Annotated in this window: 14 protein-coding genes and 1 pseudogene; 6 read left to right on the forward strand and 9 right to left on the reverse strand. The window is 72.8% G+C overall.

The genetic code is table 11. The features are described 5' to 3' along the window. Window positions 1-53: 53 nt before the first annotated feature. A complete protein-coding gene (locus Actkin_RS11570; protein WP_258907106.1) occupies window positions 54-920 on the forward strand; it encodes a hypothetical protein in 867 nt (288 codons plus the stop codon). Window positions 921-926: 6 nt separating this feature from the next. Here Actkin_RS11570 and Actkin_RS11575 read toward each other — a convergent pair whose 3' ends face one another. Continuing rightward, window positions 927-1,868, reverse strand: coding sequence for a LysR family transcriptional regulator (locus Actkin_RS11575; RefSeq protein ID WP_189212614.1), 942 nt, complete (start codon window positions 1,866-1,868; stop codon window positions 927-929). Between the two features lie 375 nt (window positions 1,869-2,243). Here Actkin_RS11575 and Actkin_RS11580 point away from each other — a divergent pair, with 375 nt between their 5' ends. Further along, window positions 2,244-5,102 (forward strand): ATP-binding protein, encoded by a 2,859-nt coding sequence (locus tag Actkin_RS11580; RefSeq protein ID WP_258907108.1) that lies wholly within the window; start codon window positions 2,244-2,246, stop codon window positions 5,100-5,102. Window positions 5,103-5,338: 236 nt separating this feature from the next. Continuing rightward, window positions 5,339-6,898 (forward strand): S8 family peptidase, encoded by a 1,560-nt coding sequence (locus Actkin_RS11585; protein ID WP_258907110.1) that lies wholly within the window; start codon window positions 5,339-5,341, stop codon window positions 6,896-6,898. 98 nt (window positions 6,899-6,996) lie between these two features. On the opposite strand, the gene Actkin_RS11590 is transcribed toward Actkin_RS11585, so the two are convergent. Further along, on the reverse strand, window positions 6,997-8,409 hold the full coding sequence (locus Actkin_RS11590; RefSeq protein ID WP_258907112.1) for an MFS transporter: 1,413 nt from the start codon (window positions 8,407-8,409) through the stop codon (window positions 6,997-6,999). A 168-nt stretch (window positions 8,410-8,577) separates the two neighbouring features. Between Actkin_RS11590 and Actkin_RS11595 the strand changes: the two genes are divergently transcribed. Continuing rightward, on the forward strand, window positions 8,578-8,766 hold the full coding sequence (locus tag Actkin_RS11595; protein WP_258907114.1) for a hypothetical protein: 189 nt from the start codon (window positions 8,578-8,580) through the stop codon (window positions 8,764-8,766). Between the two features lie 291 nt (window positions 8,767-9,057). Here Actkin_RS11595 and Actkin_RS11600 read toward each other — a convergent pair. From Actkin_RS11600 to Actkin_RS11625, 6 genes and pseudogenes are all read right to left on the reverse strand, one after another. Continuing rightward, window positions 9,058-9,237 (reverse strand): annotated as a pseudogene (locus tag Actkin_RS11600) (MFS transporter); the annotation flags it as partial. Window positions 9,238-9,333: 96 nt separating this feature from the next. Beyond that, on the reverse strand, window positions 9,334-11,928 hold the full coding sequence (gene rph, locus Actkin_RS11605) for a rifamycin-inactivating phosphotransferase (protein ID WP_258907116.1): 2,595 nt from the start codon (window positions 11,926-11,928) through the stop codon (window positions 9,334-9,336). 196 nt (window positions 11,929-12,124) lie between these two features. After that, on the reverse strand, window positions 12,125-13,423 hold the full coding sequence (locus Actkin_RS11610) for an MFS transporter (RefSeq protein ID WP_258907118.1): 1,299 nt from the start codon (window positions 13,421-13,423) through the stop codon (window positions 12,125-12,127). 4 nt (window positions 13,424-13,427) lie between these two features. Then, window positions 13,428-13,775, reverse strand: coding sequence for a VOC family protein (locus Actkin_RS11615; RefSeq protein WP_258907120.1), 348 nt, complete (start codon window positions 13,773-13,775; stop codon window positions 13,428-13,430). After that, window positions 13,775-13,942, reverse strand: coding sequence for a ribbon-helix-helix protein, CopG family (locus Actkin_RS11620; RefSeq protein ID WP_189212622.1), 168 nt, complete (start codon window positions 13,940-13,942; stop codon window positions 13,775-13,777). The genes Actkin_RS11615 and Actkin_RS11620 overlap by 1 nt, the downstream gene beginning before the upstream one ends. Window positions 13,943-14,033: 91 nt before the next feature. Then, window positions 14,034-14,522 (reverse strand): M15 family metallopeptidase, encoded by a 489-nt coding sequence (locus Actkin_RS11625; RefSeq protein ID WP_258907122.1) that lies wholly within the window; start codon window positions 14,520-14,522, stop codon window positions 14,034-14,036. Window positions 14,523-14,609: 87 nt separating this feature from the next. Between Actkin_RS11625 and Actkin_RS11630 the strand changes: the two genes are divergently transcribed. Continuing rightward, on the forward strand, window positions 14,610-15,284 hold the full coding sequence (locus Actkin_RS11630) for a response regulator transcription factor (protein WP_258907124.1): 675 nt from the start codon (window positions 14,610-14,612) through the stop codon (window positions 15,282-15,284). Next, the gene (locus Actkin_RS11635; protein WP_258907126.1) at window positions 15,277-16,356 is read left to right on the forward strand and encodes a sensor histidine kinase; all 1,080 of its coding nucleotides are present in this window, start codon (window positions 15,277-15,279) and stop codon (window positions 16,354-16,356) included. The genes Actkin_RS11630 and Actkin_RS11635 overlap by 8 nt, the downstream gene beginning before the upstream one ends. On the opposite strand, the gene Actkin_RS11640 is transcribed toward Actkin_RS11635, so the two are convergent. Further along, window positions 16,342-17,445, reverse strand: a complete 1,104-nt coding sequence (locus Actkin_RS11640; protein ID WP_258907128.1) for a UDP-N-acetylglucosamine--N-acetylmuramyl-(pentapeptide) pyrophosphoryl-undecaprenol N-acetylglucosamine transferase — start codon at window positions 17,443-17,445, stop codon at window positions 16,342-16,344. The two genes, Actkin_RS11635 and Actkin_RS11640, sit on opposite strands and share 15 nt — an antisense overlap. Between the last annotated feature and the right edge of the window lie 11 nt (window positions 17,446-17,456).

Raw genomic sequence — 17,456 nt, forward strand, 5'->3', positions numbered from 1 at the left:
TGCTCCGCCCCGGCGTCGGGTACGAATGGGGGTCCCCGACGAAGGAGGAGCCCATGTCAGCGCACGATCACCCGGTCCGCTCCTTCGCCGGGGCGCTCGACACCGCGATCGCCGCGCACGGGCTCACCCTCGACCGGCTCCGCCGCCACCTGGCCGACCACGGCGTGGCGGTCAGCAACGCCACGCTGAGCTACTGGCGGCGCGGCCTGCGCCAGCCGGAGAACGAGCGGTCCCGCCGGGCGGTCGCCGTCCTCGAACAGGTCCTCGACCTGCCCCCGGCCACGCTCACCAGCCGCATCGGCCCGCCGCGCCCGCGCGGGCGCTGGGTGGACCGGGCCGAGCAGATGCCGATCGGCGACCTGATCGCCAAGCTCGCCACCCCGGGCGAGGGCCGCCGGTCGCTGGTGTCGGTCCACGACGTGTACACCGTGACCGAGCACGGCACCGAGCGCGGTGTCCGCACCCGCATCGTGCTCCGCGGCCTCGGCGGGCGGGTCACCCGCTACGTGGTCGGCTACCAGTCCGACCACCCGGGGATCGTCCCCGTTCTGGCCGATGTGGACTATGCGAGCGTCGGGCGGGTCCTCACCGACCCCGGCGCCGGGTACCTGGTCGCCGAACTGGTCCTCGACCGCCCGATCCGCGGCGGCGAGTACGCCGTGCTGGAGTACGAGATCGGCGGCCACGTCACCCCGCCCATCGCGCACTACTTCCGCAACCTGCGCAGGCCGGTCAGCGAGTACACCCAGCTGATCCGCTTCGAGGGCCGCCCGCCCGCGTTCTGCACGAGCTACTGGCAGGCGAACGCGTCGGCTCCCGTCCATGCTGTCAAGTCCGTCCGGATGGGCAAGTCCCGCGACGTCTGCTTCGTGGTCAGGGACGGCCGCGTCGGGATCATCGGCACCGACTGGCGGTGGTGAGCGGGCTCAGCGCGCGGCCCGCAGCAGGTCGTAGTGCGGGCTGTGCTCGCGGACGAAGGACCAGTAGGCGTCCCTGGCGAAGTCGACCAGCGTCGGCAGCCGCTTGGCCAGCGTGCCGTCGCGCGGGCAGAGCATGACGTGCCGCTGCCACAGCGGATTGCCCGCGAGCGGCCGCACGACCACGTCCTCGCTGCCGAAGTACACCGGCTGGCACGGCGCCACAGCGCGCCCCGCCGCGACGAGCGTGCGCACGGTGTCCGCGTTGGGCGTGGTGTAGGGGACCTCGGGGGTGAAACCGTGCTGGGCGCAGGCGATGTGGAAGCAGTCCGGCCATCCGGCGCCGTTCGGCGGGCTGACCGCCCAGTTGTGGTCGGCGAGGTCGCCGAGGGCGATCTCGTCCTGCGCGGCCAGCGGGTCCGAGCCGGGAACGGCGACGAACACCGGCTCCTCGGCCAGGACCTCGCAGTGCAGCGCCTGGTGCGACGGCATCTCGAAGCCCGGGTAGTCCACTGTCGTCACCAGGTCGAGCCTGCCCGCGGCGAGCAGATCGCGCAGCAGCAGCGGTGAGTACTCCATGGTGAGCCGCACGTCGGCGTCGGGCAGCTCCGCGCCCATCCGCTCGGCCAGCCCCAACAGCACCGAGCCTGCCGACCCGCCCACGGTGATGACCGGTTTGGCCCGCTCCACGAACCGGGCCGCGCCGCTGCGCAGCTCGGACATCGCGGCGAGGATGGACCGGGCGCGCAGGAGCACGTACTCGCCGACCGCGGTCAGCTCGACACCCGCGGGGCTGCGGGTGAACAGCGGCGCGCCGATCTCCTCCTCCATGCGCCGGAGGCGGACGGAGAGCGCGGGCTGGGACAGGCCGAGCAGGACCGCCGCGCGGGTCAGGCTGCCGGTCTCGGCGATCACCGCGACCGTGCGCAGGTGCCGCACCTCCAGTTCCATCCCGGCAGTCTAGGTCGGCAGCGGCGGCCGCACCGGGGTCGGACGTCCACGGTACGGACGCCTGCACCTAGTGAACGTTCACGCCTTGTGTGAAAAGCGGGCGGGCCCCGGCGCGACACGGCGGGCCGAGCGTCCTGTTCAGCCTGCGTCGACGGCGTTCCCGGACGAATTCTGCGTATCCGATTCTGTGAAAATACGTATGACCCGCGCGTCCTGGATACGGGCAGCACCGCCTTGCCCGCCGACCGTAGACCGTTTCATCCTTGCCGTCATGTCGGTTGCTCCCTAACAGGACGGGGATGGCCTCGGCCACCCGCCCGGTCAGGTTCCCCGGGGCCGCGACCGCGCCCCGATTCCCGGTTAGGCGAAGAACACATGTCACCACGTGATCCGGTCCCCACCGCGCTGGTCGGCCGGGAGGACGAGTTGAGCAGGCTGCGGTCGGCAGTCCGGCGCACCCCCGCGTTCGTTCAGGTCGAGGGGGAGGCCGGGGTCGGCAAGAGCCGGTTGGTCCGGGAGCTGATCGGCTCGGTGGACGCGGGCGGCCCGACCGTGCTGGTCGGGCACTGCCAGCACCTGCGCGAGCCGTTCATCCTCGGCGCCGTCCTGGAGGCGCTGCGCAGGGCGCGCGGCAGGCTGGCGCGGTGCGGGGCGCTGAACCCGGTCACCTCCGTCCTGCGCACGGCCGTGCCGGAGCTGGCGGACGTGCTGCCGCCGCTGCCGAGGGAGATCGGCGACCCGGTGTTCGACCGGCACCTGCTGTTCCGGGCGATCCGGGAGGTCCTGGTGGCCGTCGGGCCTGCCCTGCTGGTCATCGAGGACCTGCACTGGGCCGACGACGGCACGCTGCAGCTGCTGCGGTTCCTGATGGCCGATCCGCCGCCCACGCTGGCGGTGCTGGTGACCTACCGGCGCGAGGACGTGCCGTGGGGGATGCCGCTGGGCGCGGCGTACCGGCCGGGGGCGGGCGTGACCGCGGAGATCCTGCCGCTGAAGCCGCTGGACACCGCCCAGGTGCGGATCCTCGCCGCGGTGGTCCTGGGCGTGGAGACGGTGAGCGCGGAGTTCGCCGCCGTGCTGCACGAGCACACCGCCGGGCTGCCGTTCGTGGTCGAGGAGGTGCTGCGCTCGGTGCGGCCGGGCCAGGCCGCGATCGACGGGGTGGACGTGCGGTGGTGGTCCGAGCGCGGCGAGGTGCCGGTGCTGCTGCGCGAGTCGGTCGCCGAGCGGCTGGCCGGGCTGTCCGAGGACGCGGGCTGCCTGGCCCGCGCGGCCGCCGCGTTCGCGATCCCGGCGTCGATCGAGGTGCTCGGCGAGGTCGCCGGGCTCTCCGGCGACCGGCTCAGGGCCGCGGTCGACGAGGTGCTGGCGTGCGCGCTCCTGCACGACGCGGGCGACGGGACGTGCGCGTTCCGCCACGCCCTGGCGCGGCAGGCCGTCTACGGGACGATGAGCTCGATCGAGCGCAAGGACCTGCACCGGCGCGCGGTGCGCCTGCTGGCCGCGATCGACCCGCCGCCGCTGGTCCAGCTCGCCGAGCACAGCAGACTGGCCCACCAGCGCGCCGACTGGCTGGCCTACGGCGAGGCCGCCGCCGACCAGGCGCTGGCGGTCTCGGACGCGATGACCGCGTCGCCGCTGCTGCGGCTCCTGCTCGCCGAGCCCGCCCTGTCCGGGGCGGACGTCGACCGGCTCGGCGTCAAGCTGGGGGAGGCCGCCCTGCTCGGCCTGGACGTGCCCAGCTCGGCGTCCGTGCTCAAGCGGCTGCTGATCGACGACCGGCTCTCCGCAGGCGCCCGCGGCCAGGTCAGGATGCAGCTCGGGCTGCTGTTGGCGCGGTACTCCGACGCGCTGGTCGAGGGTCGCGCGCAGCTCGAACTGGCCGTGGACGAGCTCGGCGGTCGGCCCGACCTCGCTGCCAAGTGCATGAGCGCCCTGGCCGTGCCGTTCAGCGGCGACGTCCCGCTGTCGTCGCTGGCGCCGTGGATGCGCAAGGCGGACGCGGCCATCGACCAGTGCGCCGACCAGGAGCAGCGGATCTCGCTGATCGCCAACGTCGTCGGGGGGCTGGTGGCCATCGGCGACCCGGACACCGACGAGCGCCTGGCCACGCTGCCCGCCCTCGGCCGGACCCTGGGCGAGCAGCGGCAGATCGCGCGGGCGCACTGCAACCTCGGCGACTCGCTGACCCTGATCGGCCGGTTCGACGCCGCGGACGAGTACCTGCGGTTCGGGGTGAAGGCGGCCGAGGAGAGCGGCGCGCTCTACGTGCTGAGCACCGCGCGCAGCACGCGCATCCGCCTGGACTGGTTCACCGGCGCGTGGGAGGGGCTGGCCGAGCGGGCGGCGTCCCTGCTGGCCGAGTACCGCGAGCTGACCGCGGTGGCCGCCGAGCTGAACCTGGTGCTCGGCCAGTTGGCCCTCGCGCGCGGGGAGTGGGAGGCGGCGCGCACGCACCTGCTGGAGACGGGCGTGCGCACGCCGCGCGCGGCGATCACGCCCATCGCGCTCGGCGGCAGCGCGGGCCTGACCCGGCTGGCGCTGCGCGACGACGACGTCGTGCTGGCCGTCGTCGAGGCGGACGCGGGCGTGGCGTTGTTGCGGCGCAAGGAGGTGTGGGCCTGGGCGGGCGAGCTGGCGCCCGCCGCCGTCGACGCCTATCTCGCCGCGGGGCGGGTGCTGGACGCGGAGGAGCTGGTGCGCTCGGCGACCGAGGGGATCAGCGGGCTCATCGCCCCGATGGCCGCCGCCGCGCTGCACACGTGCCGGGGGGCGCTCGAACAGCACGCGGGCGGGACGGGCGCGGAGCACCACGCCGCGGCCGCCCGCGCGTACCAGGGGATGGGCGCGCCCTACCTGGCGGCCCTGGCGTGGGAGCGGGCCGAGGCCCACCGGCTGAGCACGGGCGGCGACGCCGCCATCACGGCCTACACGCAGTGCGCCGAGCGTTATCAGGCGCTGGGCGCCGTCCACGACGCCGCCCGCTGCAGGCACCTGCTGCGCTCCCTCGGGATCACCACGCCGTCGCGGCAGGGCAGGCGCGGATACGGCGACAGCCTCTCGCCCCGGGAGCGCGAGGTGGCCCGCCTGCTGGCCGCGGGGCACACCAACAACGAGATCGCCGAGACCCTGTTCCTGTCATCGCGGACGGTCGAGCAGCACACCTCCCGCGTGCTGCGGAAGCTGCGCCTCAGTTCGCGACGGGAGATCCGCACCGCCGACCTGCGCTGGTGAACGGGCCGTCGAGGCCGGTCGTCGACCGAGGTCGGCGGCCGGCCATCCGGCATGACCGGGCGTCGGTGACCAGGAGTGGTTCCGCGCTCGAATAGGTGCCGCCACCTAGCGAATCTCCGATTGAATGCGTCACCCGCACGGCTGATGCTGAGTCCTATGTGACTGCCAGTGATCATCCCTGCCCGGCAGTCACGCCTCCGGGCGTCGCCCGGTGGAAGGAAACGGAGAACTGTCCCATGCGATCTCATCGCACCACCACGGTGACGGGCGCGGCGGTCGCCGCCCTGCTCGCCGCTGCCGGGATGGCACTGCCCGCAGCGGCTGCCGAAGGCGCCATCCAGCGCGCCGACCAGCCGGACTCGGTGCCCGGCGCCTACCTCGTGATGTTCAAGGACGCATCGGTCTCCTCGGCGCAGACGGCGTCGAAGGCCGGTGAGCTGGCCAGGAAGTTCGCAGGCCGCATCACCTACACCTACCCGGCGCTGAACGGCTTCGCGGTCGACATGAGCGAGGCCCAGGCCAGGAAGCTGGCCGCTGACCCGGCTGTGGCCTACGTCGAGCAGGACCGCAAGGTCCGCGCCCTCGACACCCAGACGAACCCGGTCTGGGGCCTGGACCGGATCGACCAGCCGAACCTGCCGCTGGACCGCTCCTACACCTACCCCGCGTCGGGCGGTCAGGGCGTCAACGTCTACGTGATCGACACCGGCATCCTCACCACGCACAACCAGTTCGCCGGACGGGCCAAGCACGGCTACGACGCCATCGACGGCGACTCCAACGCCACCGACTGCAACGGCCACGGCACCCACGTCGCGGGCACCATCGCGGGCTCGACCTACGGCGTGGCGAAGAAGGCGACCGTGCACGCGGTCCGCGTGCTCAAGTGCGACGGCTGGAGCCAGGGCAACTCGGTCGCCGCGGGCATGGACTGGGTCGCCCGCAACGCCGTGCTTCCCGCGGTCGTCAACATGAGCCTCGGCGGTGGCGCGTCGCCCACCAACGACGACGCCGCCCGGCGGCTGCTGCAGCGGGGCATCACCACCGTGGTCGCCGCGGGCAACGAGGGCCAGGACGCCTGCAACGTCTCGCCCGCCCGCGTCCCCGAGGTGCTGACCGTCGCCGCGTCCGACAGCTCCGACCGCCGCTCGATCTGGCCCAACAACAAGTCGTCGAACTACGGCACCTGCGTCGACCTGTTCGCGCCGGGCACGGACATCACCTCCGCCTGGCACACCGGGAACTCCGCCACCAACACCATCTACGGCACGTCGATGGCGACCCCGCACGTCGCGGGCGCGGCCGCGCTGTACCTGGGCATGTCCGGCAACTCCGGCAAGACGCCCGCCGAGGTCAACCGCGCGCTGCTGGACAACACCGTGACGAACAAGATCAGCGACGTCAAGGGATCGCCGAACAAGCTGCTGCAGATCGGGTTCCTCAACGGCGGCGGCCCCGACCCGGACCCGGACCCGGACCCGGACCCGGGCAACTGCTCGGAGGAGACCTTCACCGGCTCCCTGAACGCGGGCGGCTCGGCCTACCAGCCCAACAACAGCTACTACCAGTCCACCACCTCCGGTGTGCACCGCGGCTGCCTGACCGGCCCCTCGGGCGCGGACTTCGACCTGTACCTGCAGAAGTGGAACGGCTACGGCTGGACCACCGTCGCCGAGGGCACCACCCCGGCGGCCAATGAGGAGGTCGAGTACACCGGCACCGCCGGCTACTACACCTGGCGCATCCACGCCTACAGCGGCTCCGGCAGCTACACCCTCAAGACCGACAAGCCCTGACCGATGCACAGCGGCCCCTCGCGGATCACTCCGCGAGGGGCTGTTGCGCGCCTGCCCGGGCACCTTTCCGTCCGAACGCCCGCGGTGGGCGTTTTCGGTCAGGCGACCGGCTGATCGGTCCGTCGGCGGTTGAGGGTGAGGGCGGTGATGGCCGCGCCCGCGACCGCGATGCCCGCGGCGGCGAGGAAGGCGGTGGACAGGCCGTCGGTCAGGGCGACCCGGTCGGTGATCTCGGCCGCGCCCGCGGTGGCCGCGACGGCGGTGATGGCGGCGAGGCCGAGGGCGGAGCCGATCTGGTAGCTGGTGTTGACGATGCCCGAGGCGAGCCCGCCCTCCTCCGGCCGGGCGCTGGAGATGGCGGTGCCCAGCGAGGGGATGAACGCCAGTCCCATGCCGACCGCGGCGACCAGTGACGCGGGCAGGACGTCGGCGGGGAAGGTCCCGTCCGGACCGACCTGGGCCAGCCAGAACAGGCCCGCGCCGAGCACGACCAGCCCGGTGACAGTCATCGCCTTGGCGCCGAAGCGGCCGGTCAGGCGGGGCGCGACGGCGATCATCATCAGCATGATCATGGCGGTCATGGGCAGCAGCGCGGCGCCGCTGGCGAAGGCGCCCAGGCCGAGCACCTGCTGCAGGTAGAGGTTGAGGAAGAACCACATCGGGATCCACGCCGCGCCCAGCAGCAGCTGGGCGACGTTGGCCGCGCCGAGGTCGGGCGTGCGGAAGATGCCGAGCCGGACCAGCGGCTCGCCCCGACGGGCCTGGATCGCCAGGAACGCTCCCAGCAGGACGATCGCGCCGACCAGGCCGAGCACGGTCGTGGCCGAGCCCCAGCCTGCCTCGGGCGCGCGCACCACGGAGTACACGGCAAGGCCGAGTCCGGCGGTGACGGTGACCGCGCCGAGGACGTCGATGCCGCCGCGCTTCACCTGGGCCCGCGGCATGAGCGCAGGCACGGCGATCAGCACCGCGACGGCGATGGGCACGTTGATGTAGAAGACCCAGGGCCAGCTGATGTACTCGGTGATGACCCCGCCGAGGAACACGCCCGCGGTGCCGCCCGCGGGCGCGGCGGCGCCGTAGAGCGCCAGCGCCCTGCCCAGTTCGCGCGGGTTGCCGCCGAACAGCGTCATCAGCAGCGTCAGCGCGGACGGCGCGATCAGCGCCGCGCCCACGCCCTGCACGGCGCGGCCCGCCAACTCGACCCACACCGCCTCGGCCGCGCCCGCCAGCACCGAGCCGACCAGCAGCACCGCCCATCCCGCCGCGAACACCCGCCGCGCGCCGAGCAGGTCCGACAGCCGCCCGCCGAGCAGCAGCAGACCGCCGAAGGCGACCACGTAGGCGTTGAAGACCCAGGACAGGGACTCCTGGGTGAACCCTAGATCCGTCTGCATCCGCGGCAGGGCGACACCGATGATCGAGGTGTCCATGATCACGATGAACTGGGCGAGCGCGATGAGGCCGAGCGCCCACCAGCGCCGATCCACCCGAACGGCCGTCGTGGACATTGGTACTCCATAGGGGTAGGGGGTATGTGTCGACGGCGAAGCTAGCAGCGGTCGATCACCGCGGCAAGGGGGTGTGCGGCCGGGGTGGCCTAGTCCACAGGCGAAGCCGCCGGCGATCGCCTGAGGTACGGTAGGGGGGTATGGTCCCGACGAGCTGAAGGTGGCCCCGTGCGCGAACTGCTCCGGCTGAGCACGAAGGCGACGACCCGCGGCTGGCGCCTCGCCGCCAAGGCCATCCTCGCGCTGTGCTGCGACACCCCGACGCCCACCGCCCACCTCACCGCAACCCGCCAAGGCCGCGCCGGTTCCCTGAACCTGACGCTGTCCCTCACCCGAACCCCACCCTGCGGCCGCTAGGAGCAGGGGTAACGGCAGATGCCTGACACGACCAACTCGCTACCGACTTCTTCGACGCCTTCGAAGCACGTATCGAGGAATGGTCCTCTGGAGCGCGCCTCGGACTTTCGCACGCGGAGATCGAGGAAGTGGCCACGGACCAAGGCGTGCAGACCCTGCCCGCCGCTTACGTCGAGTTTCTGCGGAGAATGGGAAGGAACGGCGGCTCCTTCCTTGTCGGACCGCTGGTCTCGTCGAGCGCGGCCGCCGAGCCCGCCTTCTCCGCGGGCGCGGACGCCATGATCAGGCCAACCCGTGCCCGCCGGTGATCCACAGTTGCTCGGTGCTGCTCGCGCCCAGGTCGGCCGCCGTCTGGGGCAGGGCGAGGAGCAGCACGTGCACGTCGATGGAGACCAGGAGCGCGGGCGGGCTGAGCACGGCGAGCGCGATCCACTCCCGCCGCCCGGCCGCCGCCGGGAGCAGATCGGTCATCGCGGGGTCCTTCCGAGGTCGATTGCGGATGTCGGCCCCTGGTCGGAGCGGGCACCCGGGTCTCGCCATCCCGGAAGGACGGCGGCAGACCGCGCGCTACGGCGTCAGGATCTCGATGAACCCGTCGGTCCCGTTCACCCGGATCCGCTGTCCATCCCGGATCGCCCGGGTTGCCCGCTCGACGCCGACGACCGCGGGCAGGCCGTACTCCCGGGCGATCACCGCGCCGTGGGTCATCAGGCCGCCGACCTCGGTCACCAGGCCCGCGATCGCGACGAACAGGGGAGACCAGCTGGGATCGGTATACGCGGTGACCAGGATGTCGCCCGGTTCGACGTCGGCGGTCGCCAGGTCGAGGATGACCCGCGCCCGCCCCTCGACCGTCCCGGCGGACACCGGCAGGCCGACCAGGGCGCCGTCGGGCAGGCCGTCGCGGCGGTAGGACCCGGAGACGGCCTCGCCGTCCGAGGTGAGCACCCGGGGCGGCGTGAGCGCCGCGTAGGACCGGAACGCCTCCTTGCGCCGCCGGATGAGCTCGTCGTCCACCCGGTTCGTCCGCACGACCTCGCGGAGTTCCCGCAGCCGCAGGAAGAACACGTCGTCGCGCTCGCCGAGCACGCCCGCCCGGACCAGGCGCTCGGCCTCGGCCAGCAGAGCCTGCTTGTAGACGAAGTAGCGGCTGACCATGCCGTACTTCGGGTACTCCCGATACCCGGTGTACGTCCGGACGAGATCGATCCTCCGCTTGGTCTCCTCGGCCTTGCGCTCGCCGTCCGGCAGCGCCCGCAACCGCGCCAGCAGGTCCTGCTCCTTCGCCGACGCCTCCTGCCGCCCCTGCTCGAAGCGCCGCTCGCCCGCGCCCGGCTCGAAGTTCCTGACGTGGGACAGGATCATGGGCAGGAGCATGGCGGGCCGCTCGCTCCACCTCGACCTGGTGATGTCGATCTCGCCGACGCAGCGCATGCCGTACTTGTCGAGATAGGCCACGATGGCGTCGCGCGCTTCCCGGCCACCGTCGAGTCCGGCCAGGTCGTCGAGGAAGTCGTCGTGATCGACCTCCTGCAGGAAGGCGACGACATCCGGGTGCGGGCGGATCGCGTCGGCGACGTCGAGCAGCGCCAGCCCCATCTCCGAGGTGACGTTGTGCGGGACGGACTGGCTCAGCGTGTCGGCCGGGTTCTTCTCGCCCAGCCACTCCCACAGCCGCTCGTTGAGCCACCACGTCGCCTGCATCGCCGCCATGATCACCTGGTGGCCCCGGGGGTCGAACAGGATCCGGCGCAGTTCCTGGAAGTCCGCCAGGATGAAGTCGATCAGCTCGACTCCCGACCGCGTCCGGATCTCCCGCCTCACCGCGGCGATGGAGGTCTCGCACTGCTCGATCAGCCCGGCGACGAGAGCGGGGTCGGTCTCCACCGTGACCGGGGCTACGCCGGGGATCGGCGGCGGCTCCTCGCCGCTCGGCGGCGGGATGAAGCCGTCGCGGTCGACGACGGTCCGCAACGCGTCCTCGATCAGCGGGTCGGACTTCCCCAGCACCTCCAGGAAGCCCGCGCGGTTCGTCGGCGACGCCAGCTGCGGGGTGACGTCGACGAACAGCCGCCCGCCCGCCTCGGCCATGGGCCGGGGAGTGGTCAGCTGCCACACGGACAGGCCCAGGGGCGTCATCGGGTCGGTCATCATCTGCTGGTGGCCGACGGAGACGTAGACGTGGTTCTCGCCGTCGTCGGTCTCGGGGATCGGGAACAGCGTGGTGATCGGCCTGCTCTGGACGATGTGGAAGTCGTCGTCGGTCAGGCACCACTCGATGTCCTGCGGGCGGCCGAAGTGCGCCTCGATCGCCCGTCCCAGCCGGGCGAGCCGCACGACCTGCGCGTCCGTCAGCGCGGGCCGTTCCTGCTGTGCCGGCTCGATGAGCCGCTCCTGCGTCCCGCCGCCCGGCACGGCGTGGATGGCCCGCTGCTTGACGGCGATCGACCTGGCGACGATCTCGCCGTCGCGGACCTTGAAGCTGTCGGCGTTCACCAGGCCGGAGACCAGCGCCTCGCCGAGTCCGAATCCCGCCTCCACGGACACGACCTTCCGGTCGGACGTGACGGGGTCCGCGGTGAACAGCACGCCCGCGGCCTCCGGGAAGACCATCCGCTGCACGACCACGCCCATGTGGACCTTCCGGTGGTCGAAGCCGTTGCGCAGCCGGTAGGCCACGGCGCGCTCGGTGAACAGCGACGCCCAGCACCGGCTGACGTGCCGGAGGACCGCGGCGGGACCCACGACGTTGAGGTAGGTGTCCTGCTGGCCCGCGAAGGAGGCCCCCGGTAGGTCCTCCGCCGTCGCGCTGGACCGGACAGCGCAGGCGACGTCCGCACCGAGCCCGGCGACCGCCCCGGTGATCGCCGCCGCCAGGTCGTCCGGCATGGCGATGTCCTCGATGACCCGTCGGATCTCGGCGCTGCGCGCGCGAATCCCCTCCCGGTCGTCCGGGCCGAGTCCCGCCAAGTGCTCCACCTGCTCGCCGATCGACGGCGTGTCCGCCATGAGCCGCCGGAAAGCGTCCGTCGTCACGCAGAATCCCGCTGGCACGCGGACACCCTCGATCCGCGAAAGCTCGCCCAGGTGCGCCCCTTTGCCACCCACGACCGAGACCTGTGTCCGGTCGATCTCCTGGAGACCGAGCACGTAGCTGCTCATCCGTCTACCTTCCCCCGTCGGTCCCTTGCTCTCGGCCGCTACCGCCTGCCCCGGCCGTCATTGTTCTCGTCGGCACCTGTTTTCGCAGGTCGCGGCGACGGGTGCAGATTCTGCGGCACGACCCGGGTCTTGCCGCAAGACCCTCGGTGCGCTATATGTTGAAGTGGGCAGGGAGGGGTTTGCCCACTTGATGGGTCTACCCGGCGGCCGAGGATCGGGTCGCCGCTGCCGTCGCCGCGATCAGCGCGACCGTGAACAGCAGGTAGGACGCGAGCATCCCGCCCGTGGTTGCGGTCGAGCTCAGGGCGCCGCCGACGGCCCGGCCCAGCAGTTGGCCGACGCACTCGGCGGTGATGACCGCCGTGGCCAGCTCCGCGGCCGTGAAGCCGCTCGCGCTCGCGGTGGTCGCTCTGATGTAGAGGCCGGGATACGCCAGGCCCACGCCGATCCCGCCCACCGCCCACGCGGCGAGCACGATGGCGAACGACCCGCCGACGGCGAGTTCGACCACCAGGACGCCCGTGCCCAGGGCGGTCAGGCCCAGGCCAACCGCGGGGAAGTGCTTCTTGGCCCGCTCGGAGGCGAACTGGGTGGTCAGCAGGCTCGTCACCGCCCACCCCAGCGGGGCGGCGCTCAGGACGATCGCGGCCTGGCCGATGCTCATCCGGAAGCCGCTCGTGATCAGCACGGTGATCAGGCTGTCCGCGCCGAAGTAGCCGATCGCGAACAGCACCATCGCGCCGAGCGCGGCGGGGGTGCCCGGCCGCAGCCGCGCGGTCCCGGCGGGCAGGATCGCCACCATGCCCGCCACGGCGACCACCGCTCCGATGACCGCCAGCGGCCACCATCCCGTGCTCAGCACGACGCCCGCCGCCCCCACCGGCACCAGCAGGGTCCGGCCCAGCGGGCGCGGCGTGTCCTCGGAGGACGGATCGCCACCCACTGCGCGCACGATCAGCAAGCGTCCGAAGAGGACGAACGGAACCGGGGCCAGCAGGGTCCACCGCCACCCCACGAGGTGTTCCAGCCCCAGCGTCGCGGCCGGACCGACCAGCGCGGGCAGGATCCACATCGCCGACGACGCCGCGACGACCTTGATGCGCACCCGGTCGTCGAGGTGGCGGATCGCGGAGCTGATGCCGAACACCGCGAGCAGGCCGCTGGCGAGGCCGGTGGCGAACTGGCCCACCGCGAACATCCACGCGGCCTGGGCGGAGGCGGCCACGGCGAGGCCGCCGAGGTAGGCGGCCATGCCGACGGCCAGGGTCCCGCGCGCGCCCAGCCGCCGCAGCACCCGGCTCGCCAGGGGGAGCGCGACGAACAACCCGAGCGACGAGCCCGCGATCAGCAGCCCGATCTCGTCCCGGGCGCTCAGCTCGCCCGCGACGACGGGCAGCAGCGTGGAGGCGACGAAGCCGGTGACGGCCGCGGCGAACTCGAGCGCGACGATGCCGACCGCGAGGACCAGCGGGCCCGTCGTCCGGGTGGCGCTCATCGGCTCAGGTGTAGAGCTGCCGATCGTACAGGTTGATCTGCACCCACACGCCGTCGGGGTCCTGGACGCGCAGCGAGTGCCCGTGGTTCTCGTCGATCACCGGCCCGGGCGCGAAGCCCGCCGCGCGCAGGCGCGCCGCGACGTCCTCAAGGGGCTCGTCGGCCTCGAAGGCCAGCTCGCACCGGCCCGCATCCTCGTCGGCGCCCCGGTGGATGGCCAGCAGGCCGCCCGCCGCGGGCAGTTCGACCCAGCCGCCGGGGCGCGACACCGCCCCGACCGCCAGCCCAAGCGCCTCGTAGAACCGCGTCATGCCCGCGACATCCGAGCTGTAGCGGATCGGCATCACCCGCATCACGAACGCTCCTCATCGGTGGTGCCGCTTCGCCGCAGGTAGTCCTCGAGCACGCGCTCGACGAACGCCGAGAGCGACTCCTCGGCCTCGACGGAGGCGTGCTTGACCCGTTTCACGAGGTCAGGCGGCAGATAAACGCTGAACTGGCGCTTGGCGGCCGAAGTCATGCTCCGATGCTAGCATGTGAGCACACCTGCTCATGAGCATGCTAGCAAGCTCGTGAGACGCGGCTCCTCGATCTGGGCAGTGGGCTACGGCTCATCGGCGCATCCTCGGGTCGTGCGTGGGGTCGGGGTACAGGGGCGGGCAGCCGCCCTCGACGGCCTCCGGGCGCAGTTCGTAGTGCCAGGGCTCGTTGCGGTAGATCTGGCACAGCCCGTACCGGGCTCCGTTCCGGGACAGCCAGAGCCGGGCGTCGGGAGGTCCGATGTCGACAGCGTCCCCGGACACGTGGGCCGAGGTCTCCGCGGTGGCCACCCATCGGGCCGCCTCCGCTGCGGAGCCGTGCCGCACGACCGCCTCGTGCAGGAGGTGTTCCTGGTATTCCGGGGACCGCCAGCCGCCGTGGACGCGGAAGGCGATCCCGTCGGCCGCGGCGTCGGCGGCGGCCCGGCGCAGGGCGTCGAGCAGGTCGGGGTCGAGGTTGGCCACGGCCGGGGTCTCGTCGTCGAAGACCGACACCGGGACGGGGACAGCGCCGTGGGCCGTGCCGAGAGCGCGCCGGACGGCGGATTCGCTGGAAGGCATGGTGTCGAGTCAAGGCGGCGTCGCGTTGCCAGCGCGTATGCGGTTCTCGATATGCCGGGGATATGCGCCGACTCGTAGCATCGGAGCATGCGTGTGCTGGTCGTGGAGGACGAGCCCTACATGGCGGAGGCCATCCGCGACGGGCTGCGGCTGGAGGCGATCGCCGCCGACATCGCCGGTGACGGCGACACCGCGCTGGAACTGCTGAGCGTCAACGCCTACGACATCGCCGTCCTCGACCGCGACATCCCCGGCCCGTCCGGGGATGAGATCGCCGAGCACATCGTCGCCTCCGGCGCAGGCACGCCGATCCTTATGCTCACCGCGGCCGACCGGCTCGACGACAAGGCCACCGGGTTCGGGATCGGCGCCGACGACTACCTCACCAAGCCGTTCGAGATGCGAGAGCTCGTGCTCCGGCTCAGGGCGCTCGACCGCAGGCGCGCGCACAGCAGGCCGCCGGTGCGGGAGATCGCGGGCCTGCGCGTCGATCCGTTCCGCCGCGAGGTCTACCGCGACGGCCGCTATGTCGCGCTGACCAGGAAGCAGTTCGCCGTGCTCGAGGTGCTCGTCGCCGCCGAGGGCGGGGTGATCAGCGCCGAGGAGCTGCTGGAGCGGGCGTGGGACGAGAACACCGACCCGTTCACCAACGCCGTGCGCATCACGGTCTCGGCGCTGCGCAAGCGGCTCGGTGAACCCTGGCTGATCGCCACGGTGCCCGGGGTCGGCTACCGCATCGACACCGGGGACGGGCGTGGATAGGCCGCCCGGCCTGAGCGTCCGCCTCAAACTCACCCTCAGCTACGCCGGGTTCCTCATGGTGGCGGGCGGTCTGCTGCTCGCGGTCGTGTGGGTGTTCCTGCTGCGGTACGTGCCCGACGCCGGGCCCAGGGTGCGGGCTCCCGGGAGCGGGCCGGACCGCTCCGACCTGCTGCGGGCCTTCGCCCCGGCGGCGACGTGGGCGGTGGTGTTCCTGCTGGTGTTCGGCCTGCTGGGCGGCTGGATCCTCGCGGGCCGCATGCTCGCCCCGTTGAGCCGGATCACCGACGCCACGCGCATGGCCGCGAACGGGTCGCTGTCCCACCGCATCCGGCTGGAAGGCCGGGAGGACGAGTTCCGCGAGCTCGCCGACGTCTTCGACGCCATGCTCGCCCGGCACGAGGCGCACGTCGCCGAGCAGCAGCGGTTCGCGGCCAACGCCTCGCACGAGCTGCGCACCCCGCTGGCGATCATGCAGGCCCTGCTCGACGTCGCCCGCACCGACCCGAACGGCAACACCGCCGAGCTCGTCGACCGCCTCCACACCGTCAACGCCCGGGCGATCGAGCTCACCCAGGCGCTGCTCCTGCTCAGCCGCGCCGACCAGGGAATCCTGACGCGGGAGCAGGTCGACCTGTCCCTCACCGCGGAAGAGGCGACCGAGACCCTGCTTCCGCTCGCGGAGAAGCACGGCGTCACCATCGAGACGAGCGGGGATATGGCCCCCACCAGCGGTTCCCCAGCGCTCCTGCTGCAGATGACCATGAACCTCCTGCACAACGCCATCGTCCACAATCTCCCCGAGCGCGGCAGGGTCCAGGTGAGCACCGCCGTCCGTCCCGGTTTCGTCATGCTGACCGTCGAGAACACCGGCGACAAGCTCAGCCCGCAGCTGGTCGCGACGCTCACCGAGCCGTTCCAGCGCGGAACCGAACGCGTCCGCACCGACCACGCGGGTGTCGGCCTCGGGCTGGCGATCGTCAACCGAATCGTGCAGGCCCACGACGGAGCCCTCACCCTGGCTCCGCGTGCCGCAGGGGGTCTCCGCGTCATGGTGCGGCTACCGCGGGCCTGACCTCCGGCGCTCGGTGATCGCGGCGAGCACGTGCCGGGCGAGGACGACGCCCGCGTCGTCCGAGCGGGCCGCCGCGGCGCGGGCCGACATCGCCGCGATCCGGTCGGGGTCGGTGAGCACCGGGAGCAGGGCGGTCTCGATCCAGGCCGGGTCGAGGTCGGCGTCGTCGACCAGCAGCGCCCCGCCCGCCGCGACGACCGGCTCGGCGTTCAGCCGCTGCTCCCCGCCGCGCAGCGGCAGCGGCACGTACGCGGCGGGCAGGCCGACCGCGGCCAGCTCCGCGCACGTCATCGCCCCCGAGCGGCAGAGCGCGAAGTCGGCCGCCGCGTAGGCGTGGTGCATCTCGTCGACGTACGGGACGACGACGTAGGGCGGATCGCCGTCCGGCACGTCGACCACGTGGCGCGGCCCGGTGATGTGCAGCACCTGCACGCCGCACGCGCGCAGCGCCCGCGCCGCGCCGGACACCGCCGCGTTGATCGTCCGGGCGCCCTGCGAGCCGCCGGTGACCATGAGGACCGGGCCGTCGGGGCGCAGGCCGAACCGCCGCCGGGCGGCGGCGCGCAGCGCGGGCCGGTCGAGCGCGGTGATCGCCCGCCGCAGCGGGATGCCGATGGCGGTGGCGTGCGCGAGCCGGACGCCCGGGGACGCGGTGAACACGTGCGTCGTCATCCGCGCCGCGAGCCGGTTGGCCACCCCGGGCCGGGCGTTCGCCTCGTGGACGACGATCGGCAGGCCCCGCCCGCGGGCGGCGAGGTAGGCGGGCAGGGCGACGTATCCGCCGAAGCCCACCACGGCCTCGGCCCGCACTCGGTCGAGCACCGACCCGGCCGCCAGCACGGCGTCGCGCAGCCTGCCGGGCGTTTGCAGCAGTGCCCGGTTCAGCCTGCGCGGCAGCGGCGCGGGCGGGATGAGTTCGAGCGGGTAGCCGCGGGCCGGGATGAGCCGGGTGTCCAGGCCGCGGACGGTGCCGAGGGCGGTGATCCGCGCCGTGGGCGCCAGCCCGCGCAGCGCGTCGGCGAAGTTCATCGTGGGCTCGATGTGCCCGGCCGAGTGGCCGCCTGCGACGACGACGCGCGGTGCGGTCACGCGGTCCTCCA

This window comes from Actinokineospora sp. UTMC 2448 (assembly GCF_024760565.1).
Taxonomy (GTDB): domain Bacteria; phylum Actinomycetota; class Actinomycetes; order Mycobacteriales; family Pseudonocardiaceae; genus Actinokineospora; species Actinokineospora fastidiosa.